Source organism: Spirosoma litoris, assembly GCF_054776755.1.
The window spans coordinates 24,322-45,575 of the sequence record NZ_BAAHBI010000051.1; the positions used below are offsets into that span (position 1 = coordinate 24,322).

General features: G+C 45.8%; 14 protein-coding genes and 1 tRNA gene. 3 read left to right on the forward strand and 12 right to left on the reverse strand.

The genetic code is table 11. The features are described 5' to 3' along the window. Positions 1-11 precede the first annotated feature (11 nt). From nrfD to ACYVGR_RS27550, 10 genes are all read right to left on the reverse strand, one after another. Positions 12-1,442, reverse strand: coding sequence for an NrfD/PsrC family molybdoenzyme membrane anchor subunit (gene nrfD / locus ACYVGR_RS27505; RefSeq protein WP_460962876.1), 1,431 nt, complete (start codon positions 1,440-1,442; stop codon positions 12-14). Between the two features lie 84 nt (positions 1,443-1,526). Continuing rightward, positions 1,527-4,634 (reverse strand): TAT-variant-translocated molybdopterin oxidoreductase, encoded by a 3,108-nt coding sequence (locus ACYVGR_RS27510; protein ID WP_460962878.1) that lies wholly within the window; start codon positions 4,632-4,634, stop codon positions 1,527-1,529. A 60-nt stretch (positions 4,635-4,694) separates the two neighbouring features. Further along, positions 4,695-5,972: a c-type cytochrome gene (locus tag ACYVGR_RS27515; protein WP_460962879.1), complete on the reverse strand. Its 1,278-nt coding sequence runs from the start codon at positions 5,970-5,972 to the stop codon at positions 4,695-4,697. A gap of 585 nt (positions 5,973-6,557) precedes the next feature. Beyond that, positions 6,558-6,628 (reverse strand) — tRNA-Cys (locus ACYVGR_RS27520). 143 nt (positions 6,629-6,771) lie between these two features. Further along, positions 6,772-8,556, reverse strand: coding sequence for a 30S ribosomal protein S1 (gene rpsA / locus ACYVGR_RS27525; protein ID WP_182459778.1), 1,785 nt, complete (start codon positions 8,554-8,556; stop codon positions 6,772-6,774). Between the two features lie 258 nt (positions 8,557-8,814). Continuing rightward, positions 8,815-9,330, reverse strand: a complete 516-nt coding sequence (locus tag ACYVGR_RS27530; RefSeq protein WP_182459777.1) for an HNH endonuclease — start codon at positions 9,328-9,330, stop codon at positions 8,815-8,817. 179 nt (positions 9,331-9,509) lie between these two features. Next, entirely contained in the window at positions 9,510-9,971 is a 462-nt protein-coding gene (gene smpB / locus ACYVGR_RS27535; RefSeq protein ID WP_460962882.1) for an SsrA-binding protein SmpB, read from the reverse strand. Between the two features lie 259 nt (positions 9,972-10,230). Further along, on the reverse strand, positions 10,231-10,830 hold the full coding sequence (locus ACYVGR_RS27540; protein WP_460962884.1) for an OmpH/Skp family outer membrane protein: 600 nt from the start codon (positions 10,828-10,830) through the stop codon (positions 10,231-10,233). A 72-nt stretch (positions 10,831-10,902) separates the two neighbouring features. Beyond that, positions 10,903-11,265 (reverse strand): hypothetical protein, encoded by a 363-nt coding sequence (locus tag ACYVGR_RS27545; protein WP_460962886.1) that lies wholly within the window; start codon positions 11,263-11,265, stop codon positions 10,903-10,905. Positions 11,266-11,350: 85 nt separating this feature from the next. Continuing rightward, a complete protein-coding gene (locus ACYVGR_RS27550) occupies positions 11,351-13,777 on the reverse strand; it encodes a penicillin acylase family protein (RefSeq protein WP_460962888.1) in 2,427 nt (808 codons plus the stop codon). 251 nt (positions 13,778-14,028) lie between these two features. On the opposite strand from ACYVGR_RS27550, the gene ACYVGR_RS27555 reads away from it, so the two are divergent. Then, positions 14,029-14,919, forward strand: a complete 891-nt coding sequence (locus ACYVGR_RS27555) for a glycerophosphodiester phosphodiesterase family protein (RefSeq protein WP_460962890.1) — start codon at positions 14,029-14,031, stop codon at positions 14,917-14,919. Between the two features lie 70 nt (positions 14,920-14,989). After that, entirely contained in the window at positions 14,990-16,513 is a 1,524-nt protein-coding gene (locus tag ACYVGR_RS27560; RefSeq protein WP_460962892.1) for a GH3 auxin-responsive promoter family protein, read from the forward strand. A 252-nt stretch (positions 16,514-16,765) separates the two neighbouring features. Here ACYVGR_RS27560 and ACYVGR_RS27565 read toward each other — a convergent pair whose 3' ends face one another. Continuing rightward, complete coding sequence (locus ACYVGR_RS27565) at positions 16,766-18,046, reverse strand: hypothetical protein (protein WP_460962894.1); 1,281 nt, start codon at positions 18,044-18,046, stop codon at positions 16,766-16,768. Positions 18,047-18,293: 247 nt separating this feature from the next. Between ACYVGR_RS27565 and ACYVGR_RS27570 the strand changes: the two genes are divergently transcribed. Next, positions 18,294-19,532, forward strand: coding sequence for a 4-hydroxy-3-methylbut-2-enyl diphosphate reductase (locus tag ACYVGR_RS27570; RefSeq protein WP_460962896.1), 1,239 nt, complete (start codon positions 18,294-18,296; stop codon positions 19,530-19,532). Here the strand turns inward: ACYVGR_RS27570 and ACYVGR_RS27575 are convergent, their stop codons facing one another. Then, a complete protein-coding gene (locus ACYVGR_RS27575; RefSeq protein WP_460962898.1) occupies positions 19,533-21,242 on the reverse strand; it encodes a glycoside hydrolase family 10 protein in 1,710 nt (569 codons plus the stop codon). It abuts the gene before it with no gap. Positions 21,243-21,254: the final 12 nt, after the last annotated feature.

Below are 21,254 nucleotides of genomic sequence, written 5' to 3' on the forward strand. Positions count from 1 at the left end.
CTAAACCAATTTTATTCTACGTCTTTATTAAATGTTGGGTTGGTAACGCGTTCGCCTTTAGCAACGCCTGATACCGAAGCTGGTAATATTTCAGACGACGATTTAATGATCGTTTTAACTTCAGCCATGTTCACAACTGGGAGGAATTTCGAGAACAGCAGGAACAGGGTAAAGAAGAATCCGAACGAGAAAATATAATCGCTAATATCAAACAACGTTGGGTGGAACATTGCCCAGCTTGATGGCAGGTAATCACGGTGTAAAGAGGTTACAATAATTACGAAACGCTCAAACCACATCCCAATATTTACAATAACCGACAACACGAAAGTCCAAACAATGCTCCGACGAATTGCCCGTGACCAGAAGAGCTGCGGGGTAATTACGTTACAGGTCATCATGGCCCAGTAAGCCCACCAGTATGGACCCGTAGCCCGGTTGATAAAGGCGTAGCCTTCAAATTCAACGCCAGAGTACCACGCAATGAAAAACTCAGTTAAATAAGCAACTCCTACAATCGAACCAGTCAGGGTAATGACCTTGTTCATTGACTCGATGTGCTCAAGCGTGATATAATCTTCCAGTTTGAAAACGACACGGATGATCAACACCAGGTTTTGTACCATCGCAAAGCCAGAGAAGATAGCACCGGCAACGAAGTAAGGAGGGAAGATGGTTGTGTGCCAACCCGGAATAACCGAGGTAGCAAAGTCCATACTTACAATGGTGTGTACCGAAAGTACAAGTGGCGTAGAAAGACCAGCTAGAATCAAGCTCATATATTCATAACGAGCCCAGGTTTTTGCCGAACCATTCCACCCTAATGAGAAAGCACCGTAGATGTAACGAGATATTTTGCTTTTCGCACGGTCACGGATCGTAGCCAAGTCAGGGATAAGACCCATATACCAGAATACTAACGATACGGTAAAGTATGTGCTAATAGCGAATACGTCCCAAACAAGTGGCGATTTGAAGTTTACCCAAAGTGAACCGAGTGTATTAGGTAATGGCAAACACCAGTAAGCTACCCATGGACGACCTGCGTGCATCATGATAAAGCTAGCAGCACACAATACGGCAAAGATGGTCATGGCCTCAGCTGCCCGGTTAACAGCCGTCCGCCATTTTTGACGGAATAATAGGAGAATAGCAGAAATCAGCGTACCCGCGTGACCGATACCAACCCACCATACGAAGTTGGTGATGTCCCACGCCCAGCCGACGGTTTTATTAAGTCCCCAAACGCCTAATCCTTCCCACCAGGTCCAGAACACGCAGGCGGCTCCGTAAATGAGCACAACCACCGCAATGGTAAAGGCGATTGTCCACTCGCGGGTGGGGTTGCCTTCAACCTGTTTGCTGATATCCTCCGTCACGTCGGCGTAGGTTTTGCCACCGGTAACGAGGGGAGTTCTTACGGCTGCTGTAACATGCGACATATACTTATTGTATTTACGATTGACGATGTCCGATTTACGAATTACGATGTTATTAAAATCGCAATTCGTAAATCGTAATTGATTTTATGCGTGTGATTCTTTAGTAGCTTCTTTCTTTGGTTCTTCGTCCTTGTTCCGGATTTTGGTCAAGTAAGAGATTTGTGGTCTCACATTGATTTCTTCCAGTACATGGAATGCACGTGCTTCTGACTCAACGGCAAGAACTTTAGAGATTGTGCTTTCGGGATTGTTCATATCACCAAAGATAATAGCTCCGGTAGAACAAGCCTGCGAACAAGCGGTTTGAACTTCATCAGCCCCCAGTTTACGACGCTCTTTCTTGGCAGTTAACTTGCTTTCCTGAATCCGTTGAACACAGAAAGAGCATTTTTCGATAACACCACGCGAACGAACCGTTACATCTGGGTTGATGACCATTTTGCCCAGGTCATTATTGAAATGATAATCAAAGTTATCATTGTCAAAATACTTAAACCAGTTGAAACGACGAACTTTATACGGGCAGTTGTTAGCACAGTAACGAGTTCCGATACAACGGTTATAAGTCATTTGGTTCAGACCTTCCGTGCTGTGGGTTGTTGCAAGAACTGGACAAACCGTTTCGCAAGGAGCGTTACTGCAATGTTGGCAAAGCATTGGTTGGAACGTTACCTCTGGGTTAGCAGATGCAATTTCCAGTGCCGAGTAATCCTCAGGCTCGGCATCGCTGCTGTAGTATCGGTCAATCCGGAGCCAGTGCATTTCACGGCGATTAATAACCTCTTTACGGCCAACTACCTGAATATTGTTTTCAGCGTTACAGGCAACAATACAAGTACCACAACCTAAGCAGGAGTTTAGGTCAATGACCATGCCCCATGAGTGGTTTGGCTTACCATAACCGTTCCAAAGTGTAATATCGTTTGGATCAGTTGGGCCTACTGACGTTTGTACTTTAGGCTCGTAGCGACCTGCCTTCGGATTTTTTACGTATTCAGACAGAACACTTTCCTGTAAAACCGCCCGACGGCCCATTACAGTTTCGTGCGTTTGGGTCTGAGCTATTACATGCGAACCACTTGCTTTTTCTACTTTAGCTGAGGTAGACGAGTAAGTAGCATAACCACCTGTCAGACTAACAAATGGGAACACGTTTTTACCAACACCATTGGCTGCCTTACCGCCTTTCTCACGACCGTAACCAATAGCTATGGATACAGTATCATCGGCCTGACCAGGTTGAATCAATACAGGAAGCTCAACCGACTTGCCATTTACTGAAACAGTGACCAGATCATTTTGGGCAACACCGATCGCTTTGGCCGTTTTTTGCGAAATGGCCGCGTAGTTATCCCAACAAGCTTTTGAAATTGAATCAGGTAATTCTTGCAACCATGGGTTATTCGCCATAGCGCCTGTGCCGATACCCACTTTTTCGTACAAAGACAACTCCATTCCTGTTGTTGGTTTGTAACGTTGAGCAATTCCAGCAGCGGCTTGTGCCACATTTCCGGTGAACGAAGCGCCACCTGCTGTCACAGCACCTTTGTTAGGCTCAAACACGCCGTCGTTCAGGCATTTTACCCAGAATGCTTCAAACGAGCTAAAACCAGATGCCTTTGGATACTGGTTAGCACGCCAGTAATTCTTCAGATAAGCCTGGTAATCGTTCGATTTACCAGCCCAGGTCAACAGACTAGACTGGAATTGACGTGTTTTGAAAATAAGCGTGATCGCTGGCTGCGTAAGGCTATAAAAACCTTGTTTTGGCTCAGCGTCATCCCAGCATTCCAGGAAGTGAGGAGCTGGTGTAATATATTTTGATAAAGAAGCCGTTTCATCTGCACGATCAGCAAACGAAACAGATAAAGCAATTTTAGGCAGTGCTTCAGCAAGTTCAGCACCATTTGGGTGGTCGTATACAGGATTCGATCCATAGAACAACACTGCACCAACCTGACCAGCTTTAGCTTCACTAATGAAGGCACTCATTTGCTGATCGTTACCCTGCCGATAATTAACGGGGGTGTTAATATCGATTGTTGTACCGTAGCTACCTAGTAGGTTATTCAGCGCATTAACAACGATCTGAACATTCGGGTCATTCGATCCAGATACGACCAGTGCTTTACCTTTAGAATTAGCTAAGTCTGTAGCTGCCTTATCTAAATGAGCAACGTCAACCGATGCTGTGCTAATAGCCGTTCCACCCAATTTAGCTGCTACTTTGTTATAAAGAGCGGCAACAACCAACCCTTCCTGCGAAGGTTTGATAGCAGTACGATAATCAGCATTCGCACCTGTCATAGAAAGACCGGTCTCGAATTGATAATGGCGCGACATGGTTTTCTTACCATCACCTACAGCACCAATTTTACGACCTTGGGCATAAGGTCCCATATATTCGATAGGGCCAACCCAAGTACCCAGGAAATCGGCGCCAACGCTAACAATTGTCTGCGCTTTGCCAAAATCATAAGATGGGATTACTGCTTTACCAAACGAAGCCTGGTTAGCCTGTACAATACCAAATACAGAATGGGCATCGTACGTAATGTGGCGGGTTGTTGGGTATTTCGCAGCGAAATCAGCAATAACAGCTTTAGTCGCTGGGCTAAGAATCGTAGAGGTTACAATACGAATTGCTCCACCTTTTGCAGCAATCGAATTTAATTGACTGATGATCTCTTTATCGGCGGTTGCCCAATCGAGGTCAGCATCTCCACGCTTTGGTCCTTTCAATTTATCGATATCGTAAAGCGACAGAACTGCAGCCTGCGAGCGGGGTGTTGTTCCGCCTTTCGATACGCTTGACGATGTATTACCTTCTATTTTAATGGGTCGACCTTCGCGGGTTTCTACTAAAATAGCTGCATAATCTCCGCCTTCACTAAACGTAGACGCGTAATAGTCAGATATTGATGGGAATGTAAATTCCGGCTTGTTGATGTACGGAATGGCTTTATGGACTGGCGTTTCACAAGCGGCCAATGATACGGCTGCCATGCCAAAGCCCATTACTTTGAGGAAGTCACGGCGTTGGGTGTTAGAACCCCCGAGCAAACCATCCAGGTCGTTCGACGATTCGCTCAGGTCAGGATTCGCAAATTCGCTGTTGGCGTTCTTAACAAACGTCTCATCATTGCGTAACTCCTCAACCCCTTTCCAATACCGTTTAGATGTATTTTCCATGCGTGTTGTATGCGGTAAGTACCCTACTATTGGTGAGCTGGCCAGATTAGGCCCCGTGGATTAATAGTGACATTTAGAACATTCCAGACCGCCAATGTTAGCTACCTTGAGCGGTTCTTTGCTTTCTTTCCGGTGAAGAGCAACGAGTTTGTCATAGTACGCGTTGTCTTTGGTGTTCACCTCGGTCCGACGGTGGCAGTCGATACACCAGCCCATCGTCAACGATGAACGAGCTTCTACTACTTCCATCTTCTCAATTTCTCCGTGACAAGTCTGACAGGCAACATTACCAACGTTTACGTGTTGTGAGTGGTTGAAGTAAGCCAAGTCAGGTAGATTGTGAACCCGAACCCATTCGATAGGGCGATTCTCTTCAATAGCCGTGTAAATCTTTTGAATCTCTGGTGACTCTTTCTTGATGACACCGTGACAGTTCATACAGATGTTAGCCGCAGGGATCGTAGCATTCTTCCCCTTCTGAGCACCTGTATGGCAGTAGTTACAATCAATTTTGTATTGACCCGCGTGCAGTTTATGCGAGTAAGCAATAGGTTGCTTTGGGGCATAACCTTGCTGAATACCAACACTATATGCACCATCGATCGTTTCTTTTGCCGCCACTAAAAGAAACAGCCAAATAACAATCGAACGAAGCGTTGGGTTGTTGAAGGCATCAGACAAGCCTGTTTTAAGGCGTTGGCCAAATGTAGACGTAACTTGTGTTCCGTCGGCAACAGGTGATACGGCTTTCGACAGAATTGATACAATTGCTAACAGAACGCCCAGAACCAGCAACATTACTAGTAACAAAGCGATCAATACAAATGTAAAAAGTTCTGACGGGCCAGAAGAAGCAGGAGTAGATGGTTCTCCAGGTCCAACTTGTTCTTTTCCGGGACCCGGAGCCGGTGCTTTGTTCGCTCCGTCAATGTATGCTAAGATACCATCGATGTCTGCATCTGTCAAGCTTGGGAAGCTTGACATTTGAATTTTACCATTGGCATTGAACACCTGGTTGGCATAAGCATCACCGCTGGCAATAACCGCCGATGAGTTCCGAATCCATTTGTGCAACCAATCTTTACTTGGAGCACGGCTTTCAATTCCTTTCAGACCAGGACCTACTACTTTCTCGCCAGTCACCGCGTGACATTGGGCGCAGTTGTTAGTAAACAGGGTCTTTCCTTTTTCAGCATCACCACCGCCTGCTGGAGCAGCTGCATCCTGTGCCTTCACTTGGCCACCAGAAATCAGCAGCATAAGTGATAGAACTACGACTCCGCAAAGCTTGTATAAACAACTCATTTTATGAACTATATTAATTGAGTGAATCAACATAAATCACCACTAATTTTTTATTAGCGCCCAAAAGTACGACACGATTACTGTATAGGCAAAAATTGATGTTTAGTTATTTGAGCCACCGTTTTTATTTATATCGTTTCTAATTAACAAGGAAAATAAAGACGTATTTTTAGCGAACGGCAACTTATCAATACTGTTTATACTAAAAAAAATACCATTCAGCAGGGATATAATCCGTGTGTTTATAAAAGATGGCACACATTAAAAATTTAGTGTATAGATTAAAATTACTAATGTGTAATCAAGTTACAGCGATTAAATAAGTAGTAAGCGGTCTAAAACGAGATCACAGGCTGACTAATGACAAGCCACATTCACTTCTATATATGGTTTATAGATTAGCGTTAAGTAGTTTAAACAGGACATTTATTGGGGGTGACAGGAATAGCAATACATAAACCACCTGTGAATACAACTATGGGTAGTATACGATACTCCTCGAAGACTCCTATCCATTCAAAGCCTAATTGCAGGCTGATACCGAATAAACAAAAAAGGCTAATCCGTTTAGTTTGAGTTTTACTACTCTATAACGGGTTAGCCTTTTTATATAAGGAGAGGTTCCGAGCGGATTCGAACCGCTGTACGAGGTTTTGCAGACCACTGCCTAGCCACTCGGCCACGGAACCTTATAAAATCCGAATTCAGGACAGGCCCTGGATTCGGGAGTGCAAACATACGATTTTATCTGTAATGTAGAATAACCAATCACAAAAAAATGCCCCTAAACTAAAAAGTCCAGAGGCATTTTATCGTTTAGAGCCTGTTTAGCTTAGTTACGACCTTCCAGTTGCTCTTTCAATGCAGCTAATGCATCAAGATCACCTAAGGTAGCACCACGCTCAGCCTGCGCCGGTGCCGAAGCAGTTTTTGCTGCGGCTTTCGGTGCTTTCTGTTCTTTAACAGGCTCATTTTTCTCCTGCCACGTTTTCGTGTGCGAGAGCATAATCCGTTTTTCTTCTTTCGAGAACTCCGTTACTTTAAAGTCGAGCGTTTCGCCAACTTCGGCAAACGTACCGTCTTCTTTACCCAGGTTCTTAAGCGACGAGAAGCCTTCGATACCATAAGGCAGTTCGAGCGTGGCCATCTTATCGTTTTTGCTCAGGATCGTGCAACGGTGAACGGTACCAACGGCAAATACGCTTTCAAACGTATCCCATGGGTTCTCTTCCAGTTGTTTGTGACCCAGGGCAAGACGACGGTTGTCAACGTCAAGCTCCAGAACAACAACTTCGAGGTCTTCACCAACTTTGATGAAATCCGAAGGATGTTTGATTTTCTTGGTCCAAGACAAATCAGACACGTGTACCAGACCATCGATACCTTCTTCCAGTTCAAGGAACAGGCCGAAGTTGGTTAGGTTACGAACAACACCTTTATGTTTCGTACCAACAGCGTATTTCGTACGCAGTTCTGGACGAGTCCAAGGATCTTCGGTCAGTTGTTTGATACCTAACGACATTTTGCGATCGGCACGATCAAGTGTCAGCACAACGGCTTCTACTTCATCACCAACTTTCAGGAATTCCTGTGGGTTACGCAGGTGTTGCGACCACGACATTTCTGAAACGTGGATCAATCCTTCTACGCCTGGTTGGATTTCGAGGAATGCACCGTAATCGGCAACGTTTACGATTTTGCCTTTCACTTTCGAACCAACCTGAATGTCTTCGGCCAGAGCATCCCAAGGATGAGCCTGAAGTTGCTTCATGCCCAAAGAGATACGCTTCTTGTCTTCATCGAAATCAAGAACAACCACGTTAACTTTCTGGTCGAGGTGCAGAACTTCAGATGGGTGGCTGATACGACCCCACGAAATATCCGTGATGTGCAACAGACCATCTACACCACCAAGATCGATGAATACACCGAAGTTGGTCATGTTTTTAATAACACCTTCCAATACCTGACCTTTTTCAAGGTTGTTCAGGATTTGAGCACGTTGTGCTTCGAGGTCTTTCTCGATCAGGACTTTGTGCGAAACGACTACGTTATCGTTAGCATAATTGATCTTGACGACTTTAACCTCCATTTTCTTACCAACAAAGATGTCGAAGTCACGAATTGGCTTCACATCGATTTGCGAACCTGGCAAGAAAGCCTCAATGCTGAAAATATCAACAATAAGACCACCTTTCGTCCGGCGTTTCACAAAGCCATCAATAACGAGGTCTTCATCAAGCGCACGCTGAATTTTCTGCCATGCGGTAATCACTTTCGCTTTCTTACGCGAAAGAACCAGCTGGCCGTTCGGGTCTTCCTGATTTTCTACGTAAACTTCAATTTCATCACCCATCTTCAGATCCGGCATATCCCGGAACTCAGAAGCTGGAACCAAACCATCCGATTTGAAACCGATGTTGAGTAATACTTCCCGATCCGTTATCCCAACGACGGTTCCCATTACTACTTCTTTCTCTTTAACCTCCGACAACGTGTTGTCGTACATTTCCAACATCCGGTTATGTTCTTCAACCGAATAGCCACTACCAAACCCTTTGTTGTCTGCCCGGTCCCAATCAAATGCCGGCAGTTCGCGTTGCTGCGTTTTGCTCATAAAAAATGTTTCCCTGACCCGCTCGGTACATCAGTTCGTGGGTCAATGGCGAACTGACTTTTAGTTGTAAAATTTTGTCCTCAAAAAAGGACTGCAAAGATAGCAATTGCTTTCTGAAAAAAGTTTCGAAATCAGTAAAAGTCTTTGAATTAGAGGCAGAAAAGGGAAGAAGGGGACGAGTGGGAGAAAGGATTTGCTTATGACAGACCCCTTTTCCCGCTCGTCCCCTTCTTCCCTTTTCTCCTTTATTAGCGGATATTATCGGAATGCCTTTTCTTTCTTCGCTAAAAAGGGCATCCAGCTTTGCTCAATAGACCCTGAGAACTCACGCAAAAAAACCAAAAATGTGGGCTTAAATGGCGTTTGACGAAGTTTCAGATTGGCCTCTTCAGGCGTAAAGTCGCCTTTACGCGAGTTACATCGTTTGCAGGCTGTGGCCAGGTTATCCCAACTGGTCTTACCACCCCGCGATTTTGGCAGTACGTGGTCGAGTGTCAGGTCTTCAGTGGTTCCACAATACTGACAATGATGACCGTCGCGCTTGAAGATGTTTTGCCGGGTAAGCATGACGCCTTTGTAAGGCAGATTCACATACCGATGAAGCCGAATAACGGTCGGCATTGGAAACTCGGCGGAGACGGTTCGAAGCATAAACTGTTCCGATTCGGCAACGAGTTCAGCTTTATCTAAAAAAACCAGCAGGAATGCTTTGGGAACGGAGCAAATGCTGAGAGCACTGTAATCTTGATTTAAGACTAATACTTTCCTACCCATATCGCGTTTAGATGCCTCTGTACGGTAGCAAGTTACAGACTTATCCACATATCGGCAATAGTTCCAGAAAATTTAGTCGGATTAGTCGATAGTCCTTAGTCGCTAATCAATAGTGGCGACTCAATAACCTAGGAATTGCCGCTAACTAATGACTCCTGACCAGCGACTGCCGACTGAAACTAATACCGCTCTCGTTGAAGATCCCGTTCCACTTCACGCTCTTTAATGCTATCCCGCTTATCATACAGTTTTTTACCTTTTGCCAACGCAATTTCAAGCTTAGCAAAGCCTCGTTCGCTGGTAAAAAGCCGGATGGGCACAATTGTCAAGCCCTGATCCTTCAATTTCTCGGTAAGACGCTTAATCTCCCGTTTGGTAAGCAAAAGTTTTCGATCGCGCAGAGGCTCGTGGTTGTAGTGAGTGCCTTCAGTATAAACGGCAATGCTCATTTGCCGGATGAACATCTCGTCATTATGAATCAGGCAGTAAGCATCCTGTAAATTCACTTTCCCCTGCCGAACGGACTTAATTTCAGTACCGGTAAGCACAATGCCTGCCGTATACTTATCCAGAAACGCATACTCAAAAGAAGCACGACGATTTCGAATATCAACTTGTTTAACAATAGAAGCAGAAGCCATATTTCTGATATAGGATGTAGGATATATGCTGTATTTCCTTCTGATTTTCAGCTACGTTGAAACTAAGAGAAAATACGTTAGACTAAATTCCGGGCCGAAAAGGTAACCGGGTAAGTTCAAGAACACAGGAAACTCAAAGGAGGTTTGTGCCTGGAAAATAATTTTGTAATCAGGTTTATAAACAAACCCGGCTCGTTGAACGCTCTTGTTCAGCAAGCCGGGTTTGAAGTAAGCAGCAATCTAAACTAGTACAGGAAGCCTATTTTTTCGTTTGCTTAGCCGCATATTCTTTGTTCAGGCCATCCAGAATCGCTTTTGTCTGATCGACCGACGAATCAGCGAACAAAATGCCACCACCTTTGGTATAGCCAAGTACGAACTCGTATTTGTTTTGGCCATTTATCTTTTTCAGATAGTCGTAAATCTGATCGTATAGTTGCTTGTTTTTAGCCTGTTCTTCACCAGCCAGACTTTGGGCAGCCCGCTCACGGTAAGCCAGAATATCCTGTTGTTCTTTCTGAAGCGCAGCTTCCGTTGCCCGACCTTGTTCCTGCGTCATGGTAGCAGCCCGTTGTTGGAAGAACGTTACTTTATTCTGCAGGTTCCGACCTTTGCTAGCCAGGTCATTTTCTAATTGGAACCGCTTGCTTTCAAGGACTTTCTGCGTGTCTTTAAAGTAATCGTATTTGGTTAACAGTGAATCGACATTCACATAAACAATGGATTTGCCCTTCGCATCGGCAGGCGTTGTTGCAACGGGGGCCGCCGATTCAGGCTGGGCGCCTTTAAAATGTAGGTAATACAGTACAGCTACGGCAATCGTCAGGATGACGTTTAGAATCAACGAGGCATTCTTCACAGGAAATGAATCAGTTAGTTATTAGTTTATTCTACAAAGATAGAGGAAATTACGAACGGTCCGCCGTCGCGGTTACGAGGTACGATTTGCGATTTCATTTCCGATAGCCTCTTTAACAAAGTAACCCGATAACCCAGCTAGCCCGCCAACCAGCCCCCCAACGATGGCAGTCACTAGCCCTGGTAAAATGGCGCTATTGGTTTTGAAAAGCAATTCGCTCATGCGACCCGTAAAAACGCCATCGGTACGCGTATGGAGGATTACGGCATAGATCAACCACACAAGCGCTACTCCGTAAAAGCCAGCAAAAAACGCCTGACCAGCACTCGCGCTACGCCAGACACAAACCAGAAATGCCACAATAGCCAAGCTCCACCAGGGGAGTATTAATTGAGCCAATAAGCTTAAAACAGCTATGAGAATAATTTGAATCATCGTGTACTGCGGCAGAAAAGCCGCTTTTAATAAGTTGTATGTCGATTAAAAATCGTGGCTTTCCATCGGGCGCCGACTGGCCGTGTTACCTAATAACCATCTTCCGTTTAATTCTCGGATTTGCATCCTGAGCGGTTTGCAGAAACAGCAACTCATTAAGCTGCCCCGTGCGCCAGGTTTCGAGCATGTTCAGGTAATAAGGGCTACCGGGGTTACCCGATTGCCCACCGGGGTAAACCCCATAAGCTTTTGGCGTTGGCCCTAATGCTACAACCATTCGCCAGGACGGCCCATGTCGTTCACTCGTAGCATTGACCACACTTCTGCCACCGCCAATTTGTACGTTCAATGCACTAAGCGCATCCAAACGGGCTAAGTGAGTAATTCGCGTGGCCTTATGCGGTCCCCACTGCCAGGCTGTCCCAATAGCACCATGCTGCTTAGTAAGCGAATCAACGGCCATCTGAAAACTTTGTGTTAGCACACTACCAATGGTCTCTTTAGCCGGAGTTGTTATATCATCGAACCAGTGGGCGGTCGGTTCTTTTTCGGCCATATGCAGCGTACGGTCAAAACTTGGATAACGCATCGGTATGGTATCATTACTAGGGAAATCATCTTTCCAAACACCATCCAGATACTGACGCATCCATTCGGTAAAAACGGTCGGGCCTATTTCAGCAATGTCATTGTTATAATGCCACTTCTTCATGATATCAAGGACTTTTTTCTGTTCACCCGATAACGATTTTTCCTGCATGTAAGGCAGAAACACAGGCAACGCATTGGCCGCCTGAAGATTGAAGTTATCATTTTGCAAAGACCGCAGGCTATCGGGCGTAGCCTGTTTCATTGCCGTTAAGCGTTGATTTATTCTCGTACCTCGCTCAGATGGCGCAAACTGCCAGTTGATATAGTAAGGATAGGTTGGATCGGTTGAGGATTGGTTGGCCGAGCTGACAAATCCTCGCGGTGGGTTTTTCACGTGCGGATTCTGATCGGCCGGAATCCAACCCTGCCAGTCGTGAGCAGGGTTAGTGCCATCTAATAAAAACTTACCCTGATCTTTCCATTTAAGCGGGAAACGGCCATTCGGTGAAATGGCAATGTCTTTAGCTGTATCGGCAAAAACAAAATTCTGGGCTGGTGCGCCATAATAACTCAGTGCTTTCCGATAATCGTCGTGATTTTTAGCGCGATCGAGTAAATAATAGGTCAGGAAATCGTTAGAGGCTTCGTGCGCTATCCAACGAGCGGCATAACCCACCGGAACATTTTTGGCAAAAGGTTTTTGCCCCACTTCGTACATAACGGGGCCGTGGTGGGTATACAGAACGGTATCGACCACATCGGGCATACCCTTCACTTTAATCACTTCTAGCCGCCGGGTAACGGGCTTCCATTTGTTATCGTGCCAGTATTCTTTCCGCGAAGCGTCTTTGAATCGAATCTGGTAAAAATCCAGCACATCGGCACCCACATTCGTAACACCCCAGGCCACTTGCTTATTAAAGCCAATAATTACCCCCGGTGAACCTGGCATGGTGGCCCCGTATACATTCATAGTTGGCGTTACTAATTGCATCTGATACCAGATTGACGGCAAACTCAGCGATAAGTGGGGGTCGTTGGCCAGAATTGGATAACCCGACGCTGATTTTTGCGGTCCAACTGCCCAGTTGTTGCTGCCGATAGTTGGGTCCTGTTCGGGCCAATTGATTGCAACTGACTTCCCATCTGGCGATGTATTAGCAGGGACGGCAGGGATTTTGACAGGCGTAAAATCCCACTTCGTTCCAACAGGTATAATGGGGTCTTCCCGAAACGGGTAATCGGGGAAAAGGTCAGTCGTTACAACGGTGCCATATTTTTTAAGGACATTGCTCATGTTCAGGTCATCAGCACCGAGGGCCAGCACACCCGACATGTATTTCAGGAAGTAAGCGCACTTAATCGGTTGCCAGGGTTCTGGCGCATAGCCTAATAATTTGTACTCAAGTGGATAATGGGCGGGGCTTAGTTCTTTGATGTAGGCATTTACACCCGCAGTATACGCTTCTACTGATTCTCGGGAGCGCGGGTCAGCCATCATTGCTTTTACCGCTTTTTCAGCGCCGAAACCCATACCAAGATGTCGATTAAACCGATCTAGTTCTAAGGCTTTGTCGCCTACTAGTTCGGCAACCCGCCCAGCCGCAGCATGGGTTTGAAATTCCATCTGCCAAAGTCGGTCACGGGCTGTTAAATAACCCTGTGCGAAATAAGCGTCGTGATCATTCTGCGCGAAAACGTGCGGAATGGCTAAGTCGTCAAAAATAACGGTTACGGGTGCTTTGGTACCATTCAGCGTGATTTCCTCGTCCGCACTAGTTGCAGATTCGGCGTTTTGCCAGAAACCTACAAATGGACTTAGAAGTGGCCCAAAGGCAGGGATACTTCCCCAGGATCGGCTCAAGGCCCAAATCAGTACTAGTGTAAATAGAGAGCTGGCTACAGCCTTTGTATAACGCATGATAGAGTGAAGGTGAACGAAAGTAGTATTATCGCAAGTTTACTATTGTACTTAACAAATAAAAAATATTCCTTTTCTGAAGCAGAAAAATCGTTCTTAAATATAAGAATAATGGCCGTTTGGTCAATTTTTGCAACGCAGCCCGTACGAATTCTAGTTGTTAAAATTAACAGAGGCCGTGTCAATTAAAAGAACCAGTACTTTTGAGCCTACCGTCCATATCTATGCGTGTTCCTCTATTGTTTTTCTGCATGACGACTTTAACTCTTGCTCAGCCACCAACGGGTTTGGATTTACAAGGGCATCGAGGTTGCCGGGGGTTGATGCCAGAAAATACAGTACCAGCTTTTCTAAAAGCTTTAGATCTTGGTGTTACGACTCTGGAGATGGACGTAGTCATCAGCAAGGATAATCAGGTGGTGGTTTCGCACGATCCTTACTTCAATTCGGCTTTTAGCATCGCTCCTGATGGGCAACCAGTATCGAAACAAGATCAGAAAAACCTGATCTTATATCAGATGACTTATGACGATATTAAACGCTACGATGTTGGGGCTAACGGTAATTCAGCTTACCCAGAACAACAGAAGTTAAAAACAAACAAACCGCTATTAAGCGATGTGATTGAGCAGGCTGAAACTTATCGAAAAGCCAAAAATCTGCCTCTGTTCTCCTATAACATTGAGTTAAAAAGCGAACCTTCTGAATACAATAAGAGTCAGCCAGAACCAGCCGCCTTCTGTGATCTTGTCCAAGCAATTCTAAAAGAGCATCTTGCAGCGGACCGGATCAATCCAGATCGGGTCAGTCTAGACCGGGTAGTAATTCAAAGTTTCGACTTTGCCATATTAAAGCACTGGAAACAGGGCGCCGATGCGGGTAAGTATCCTAAAGTCAGGCTATCAGCTCTGGTTGAAAACCTCCGCAGCTCTGAGAAGAATTTAGAAGATCTTGGTTTCAAACCCGACATTTATAGCCCTTATTTTCGGCTATTAAGTCGAAGAAAAATTGCCCAACTTCATGAACAGGGAATCAAGGTTATTCCCTGGACGGTGAATCAACGCAAGGATATGGCCCGGCTCAAGGAGTGGGGAGTCGATGGCTTAATTACGGATTACCCCGACCGAGCCATCGGTTTATAAATCAACCCGTACCATTAAATTTGTGTCGCTAACTAGTTCAATACAGTTAGTTTATGCTATTTTTAGCCCTATGACTGCCCTAAACACCACCCTTAAATGGCTCCTGCAACGGAGATTGCCGCGTATTGAGGCAATGATGAAAGAGCCTGGTGTGGCGCAACAGAAGGTTTTCAATCAACTGATCCGATCAGGTCGTCGGACAGAATGGGGCCAAAAATACCACTACAAATCCATCCAGACGATTCGGGATTTCCAACAACAGGTTCCGGTTTCAAGCTACGAAGATTTGTTTCCCTACATCGAACGAGTCATGAAAGGCGAAAGCAAAGTCCTCTGGCCTTCGCCCGTTCGCTGGTTTGCCAAATCGTCGGGTACAACCAATGCCCGTAGCAAATTCATTCCCGTCACCACCGAGTCGCTCGATGAAAGTCATTTCAAAGGTGGCAAGGATATGATGGCACTTTATATCGCGAATAATCCCGATAGTAAGGCGTTTGAGGGTAAAGGGTTATCGATTGGCGGCAGTCTTCATCCAAATCCATATGGTTCCAATAGCGCAGCAGGCGACGTATCGGCAGTAGTGATGAAAAACCTGCCTAGCTGGGCGCAGTATATTCGAACACCTTCTATTCAGGTTGCGCTCATGGACGAGTGGGAATCGAAACTGGAGCGTATGGCCGAAATCACGTCGGAAGAAAATGTGACCAGCATGCTAGGCGTACCTACCTGGGGCATGGTGCTGATTGACAAAATTCTGGCGCGTACGGGCAAATCGAATATTCTGGAGGTTTGGCCAAATTTTGAGGTCATGATGCACGGAGCGGTCAACTTCCAGCCGTATCGAGAGTTGTTTCAGCAACAGGTGTTCCCTTCACCAACGGTTCGGTATCAGGAAATTTACAATGCCTCCGAAGGCTTTTTTGCCATTCAGGACGACTTGACCCGCGTGGGCGAAATGCTACTGATGCTCGACTATGGCATTTTCTACGAGTTCGTCCCTTTTCACGAAGCCGATCAGCCCTTTCCAACCGCGTTGACTATCGACGAAGTTGAACTGGATAAAAACTATGCCCTTGTCGTTTCGACCAACGGCGGTTTATGGCGTTATAAGATAGGCGACACCGTCCGATTTACATCGCTCTACCCACATCGCCTGAAAGTAAGTGGTCGTACCAAGCATTTTATTAATGCTTTTGGGGAAGAAGTGATCGTTGAAAACGCTGAAACTGCCATTACACGAGCTTGCGAAGCTACAGGTGCTATTATTGCCGACTATACCGCTGGCCCCGTTTACATGAGCAATGGAGCTACTGGTTGCCATGAATGGGTGATTGAGTTTACCCACGAGCCCGACAATCAACAGCGGTTCAATCAAATTCTGGACGAAACACTCCGGCAAGTTAATTCGGATTACGACGCTAAGCGCTACAATGATATGGTGCTCAAGCATCCCCGCATTCATGTCGTGCAACCGGGTACGTTTTACGCCTGGATGAAGCAACGCGGAAAAGTCGGTGGACAGCATAAAGTGCCTCGTCTGGCTAATTCCCGTGAATATTTAGATGATATTCTGGGGAAAGTCCTTGAGCTGTAAATAAGGAAGCTGTTTAGACTTTTCTTTTTTAGAAAATACTAGCCCGTTTTTTGTCATTCCGACGCCAGGAGGAATCTCAAGCTTGACTAGTACACAACGTTGAGATTCCTCCTGGCGTCGGAATGACAAAAAACTACCCTTTCTAAAGGGAATCTTGCAAATTCAAACAGGTTCAAGATCATCAAACACAAAGAAAAAACAGCCGTTAAATTCTGCGTTCTCCGTGTCTCTGTGTTGAATAAGCTTTTCATACTATCGATTGGCCTCAGAGAGCCAATGAAATTGCCGTTCTGCTAATTGAAAATGCCGTTTCTGGCGTTTGAGTCCTACTACCACTGAGTCATTGCGGATTTTTCCCTGCAACACGATATTATTGGTATCGGGCATGCTATAGTGCATGGTAAACAGGGGCAACGAATCGGTAGCAAATTTTTTAAACGCAATCGTATGCTGGAGTGAATCCAGTGAATAGCTAAAATACCCGCGTCGATACCGCTGCCGGAACAAGGTATCGGTCGTTTGAATACTTCCTGCGTTATTATGTTCAAAAATAACATCCTTCCAACGCAGGCTATCCACCGGGTTACCCCGAAATTGATCGACGACAAAAAAGCCCGTTGTTAGTTTCTTCGATGTTGATGCACTTTGAGGACTTCGAGAACCTAAGTATAATCTTATCAGAGGCATTATCAGAAATATACCAACAAAAGCAATCTTCAGAACGAGTTGTCCCGTTCGCATCCATTTTTTGGGCAATACAATACGAGCGGCCGGTTGGGTAGGTTTATTAAAAACGAAGAAGTTGAGTAGTCGTTTGACATCGCCCAGCAACAGAAAATTGCTGAATAGAAACAGATGGGTGGAGAACAGCTTTACGGGAATGTCATAACAGAAATTCATCACCATCACATTGAGAAATACACTTGCTGCAACAAATGCCCCTAACGTGCTGGTACGGCGAAACAGAAGCAGCACGCCCGCTAGTACTTCAACCGCTCCAGAGAAAAATTGATAAGGCGTAGAATAACCAATAAAATACCAGGATAAACGCATGGGTAATAAATCACCCAAGGGCGTTGCCAAGGCGCTTAATGACGGAAAGACCATCTGCTGTCCAAAGAGCTTGATCAACCCATAGCTCAAGGCGAACATGGCGACGTAATATCTAACCAAGATTAACAGCCAGTAGTAAGCCGTATCGTAATTCGTACGCTTATCGACAATTGTCCAGATAATCGTTCCGACAAATGCTGCCAGAATAAAAAAACAAAGCTGAGCATATCCATAGGAGGTATCACCACTACCATTTAGTGGAACCAGCACGTCTTTTACGTGAAAAATATAGGTATTGGCAAGGTTAACAAGCCAATCCTCGGCACTACTATAATACTCACCAACCAGATTCAGGAAAGGAATATCGCCCAACCAGTTCAGGGGCGACATATATAGAAGAAGATAAATGCAGAAAAACCGAAAGAGCAACTTACGCCACACGGGCCACTGTTCGGGCGAGTGAGTAGGAGCATTTATCATAAACGAATTGGCTAAGAGGAGGTTGCGGTAACGATAGCCAAATATAAACGAAAGAGTCAAATTACATTAAACAGGATTGATTAACAGGTTACAGATCAATACATCTAGTCGCTACCTTTGCAGCGAACGAAGCCATTTATCGTTCTGTTATTAAAATGATCGAGTCAGGTGTTAGACCTTCTTGTCACTCTATACTGATAGCTGAGTTTCATTCTTTCACCAGTCCACTTGTTCGCTCTTTCAGCTAATGAAATCGTTTGACATACCCGACTATTACCGTAGTAGCATTATCACCCCTCTGAAGGAATTTCGCCGGAAGCGGGATAAACTGAAAAGGGACTTCACCCCTACCCTACTCGATTTTGGTCCGATCCGGATATTGATTGCCCGGCATTTTGGCTTTTGTTACGGTGTCGAAAATGCAGTTGAGATTGCCTATAAAGCAATTGCCGAAAATCCTGGCAAACGGATTTTTCTGTTGAGTGAAATGATCCATAACCCCGACGTCAATGCCGACTTGCAGAGTCGGGGCATTCGCTTCATTATGGATACCAAAAGCAAACAACTTATTTCCTGGTCGGACCTTAAGCCTGAGGATGTCGTTATTATTCCGGCATTCGGAACAACGCTGGAAACGCAGCATCAATTGTCGTCTCTGGGTCTAGATGTTGCCAAGTATGATACCACTTGCCCATTTGTTGAGAAAGTATGGAACAAAGCGGGCCAGATTGGGCAGAAAAACTATACCGTTGTTGTGCATGGCAAGCCAAGCCACGAAGAAACCCGAGCTACTTTCTCACATAGTAAAGAAGGGGCCCCAACGGTTGTTGTGAAAGACATGGCTCAGACACAACGCCTGGCAAAGTACATGTTAGGCGAGTTACCACCCGATGCCTTTTACGCTGAGTTTGTCAATCAATACTCGGTTGGTTTCGACCCAACCCGTGATCTGGAGCGCATTGGGGTTGTGAATCAAACAACCATGTTAGCCTCCGATACGCAGAGCATTGCTGATTATTTAAAGCAGGTGATGATTCAAAAGTATGGGCTAACCGCCGATTCGGTTGACACACACTTTGCCAATACGCGTGATACCCTCTGTTACGCAACCAACGACAATCAGGATGCTACCTATGCGTTGCTCAACTACCCAGCCGATTTCGCTATTGTGGCGGGTGGATATAACTCCTCCAACACATCGCACATTGTTGAGCTTTGCGAAGAGAAATTGCCGACCTATTTTATTGAGTCGGAGCAGAAAATCCTGTCCGACAAGCTAATCCGCCATTTCGATGGGCATACCAAACAAGAAGTTGTCACCGAAAACTTCATTCCTCAACGTGATAACGCGGAGCCGGTTACAGTCTTACTAACCTGTGGAGCCTCATGCCCCGATGCTATTGTTGAAGGTATTTTGTTAAAACTCGTCAGCTTTTTCCCAAACGCCCGTTCAATCGGCGAGGTGATGGAAAATGTGATGGGGTAACTACTGCACTTTTATGACAGAAACCTGGCTTTCGTTATGAAGGCGATCTATGGCTGTTATAGCGTACACGTACTTCTTCTTCGGATCAGCGGTCTTGTCAACAAAACGCGTGGTCGATTCGCCAATACAACGGGCTAAAATATAACGGGGGTCGTTCAGTTCCAATCGTGGGCGCCGTCCTTCGAAACGATAAATCAGGTACTCATTCGCCCCATCGCCATCAGAGGCTTCAGCCGATTCCTGCCAGAATAGCTCTACGCCTTCGGGTATGATAGCCGCTTTCAAATCGCGGGGTGGCAAAGGTGGAATACTGTCTAGCCAGGGCATGGCAGGTACTAAAGCCATATGCCGATAGAGATTTGTTTGCAGCGAATCGCGGAAAGACAGCGGGTTAAGTTTTAAATTTTTTGCACTGAACAAAACGCTGCCCTGAACAACCTGATGCTGACGATTATAACGTATCTGATTTGGGAACTCCGTGGCTCGCCCCCAGCCCGGATCACGCTCAGAACCCCGACCAACCCGGTAAACGGCATGGCCAATGTATAAATGCGCCTTTCCTGAATTGCGTTTCCACCAATCGATCAAGGTTTTATAAGGCACTCGGCCAAATTCCGAACTGAAATAAACCTGTGGTACGATGTAGTCAATTGTGCCTTCACGCGCCCATTTCCGCGAATCAGCGTAATTATCGTAATAAGATTGCCCACCGTTGGTAGCCGACCCTTCGGGATCATTACTCTGGTTTTTCCAGATGCCAAACGGGCTAACGCCAAACTTTATCCACGGTTTATTGGCCCGAATCGAATCCCGAATTTCAACGATGAGTTTGTTCACGTTATCTCGTCGCCAGTCACCTTTGGTCATGCCATTGTAATTAGCCTTGTAGGTGCTGTCGTCCCGCAAAACCTGGCCAGGCTCGGCATAGGGATAAAAATAATCGTCGAAATGAATCCCATCGATATCATACTCCCGAACCACATTGGCAACAATACCAGCCACGTATGAACGCACTTCGGGTATACCCAGATTAAATAATTTACGTCCGCCATAGCTTAACATCCAACCTGGCTTCCGGTAAATAATATTGGTCGGTGCAATGCTGGAATATTTGCTGAATGTGGCCCTATCGAGGTTAAACCAGGCATGAAACTCAAGTCCACGCTGATGCGCCTGATCAATCATCAGTTCCATTGGGTCGTAGAATGGCTCAGGTGCCAGCCCTTGCTTCCCCATTAGCCATTCTGACCAGGGTTCCGAACTTTTAGCGTAAAATGCATCAGCCGCCGATCGTATCTGGACAATTACAGCATTCAGCCCCATTTGCTGGTACATATCGAACATACTCAGAATTTCGCGCTGCTGATCGGCCACTGGTAAACCTTTTTTACTTGGCCAGTCAATATTATCGACCGTAGCTACCCAAACCGCCCGAAACTCCCGTTTAGGTGGTGCTGGTGTTTGAAACGTCACGCCATCCATTTCAAGCGAATCCTCAGGGACTGCCACCACAACCGTTGCTGGCTTAGGCGGGGTAGTTTTAACAACCGCAGGTTTTTGAGCAACCGGAGGCTGCGTGGTAGTTGGACGAGCAGGGCTAACAGCTCTGGCAGGCGGTCTTCGTGTAACAACAGGCACTGGCTTGGCCTGACGGCAACTATCCCAGCCAATAACCGCAACTAACAGAAACAAATAAGCAATTGGACGCATTAATGAAGGCGG

Coding starts and splice junctions, on each gene's coding strand:
- nrfD (WP_460962876.1), bottom strand. CDS start 1,442: ATGTCGCATGTTACAGCAGCCGTAAGAACTCCCCTCGTTACCGGTGGC.
- ACYVGR_RS27510 (WP_460962878.1), bottom strand. CDS start 4,634: ATGGAAAATACATCTAAACGGTATTGGAAAGGGGTTGAGGAGTTACGC.
- ACYVGR_RS27515 (WP_460962879.1), bottom strand. CDS start 5,972: ATGTTGATTCACTCAATTAATATAGTTCATAAAATGAGTTGTTTATAC.
- rpsA (WP_182459778.1), bottom strand. CDS start 8,556: ATGAGCAAAACGCAGCAACGCGAACTGCCGGCATTTGATTGGGACCGG.
- ACYVGR_RS27530 (WP_182459777.1), bottom strand. CDS start 9,330: ATGGGTAGGAAAGTATTAGTCTTAAATCAAGATTACAGTGCTCTCAGC.
- smpB (WP_460962882.1), bottom strand. CDS start 9,971: ATGGCTTCTGCTTCTATTGTTAAACAAGTTGATATTCGAAATCGTCGT.
- ACYVGR_RS27545 (WP_460962886.1), bottom strand. CDS start 11,265: ATGATTCAAATTATTCTCATAGCTGTTTTAAGCTTATTGGCTCAATTA.
- ACYVGR_RS27550 (WP_460962888.1), bottom strand. CDS start 13,777: ATGCGTTATACAAAGGCTGTAGCCAGCTCTCTATTTACACTAGTACTG.
- ACYVGR_RS27555 (WP_460962890.1), top strand. CDS start 14,029: ATGACGACTTTAACTCTTGCTCAGCCACCAACGGGTTTGGATTTACAA.
- ACYVGR_RS27560 (WP_460962892.1), top strand. CDS start 14,990: ATGACTGCCCTAAACACCACCCTTAAATGGCTCCTGCAACGGAGATTG.
- ACYVGR_RS27565 (WP_460962894.1), bottom strand. CDS start 18,046: ATGATAAATGCTCCTACTCACTCGCCCGAACAGTGGCCCGTGTGGCGT.
- ACYVGR_RS27570 (WP_460962896.1), top strand. CDS start 18,294: ATGAAATCGTTTGACATACCCGACTATTACCGTAGTAGCATTATCACC.
- ACYVGR_RS27575 (WP_460962898.1), bottom strand. CDS start 21,242: ATGCGTCCAATTGCTTATTTGTTTCTGTTAGTTGCGGTTATTGGCTGG.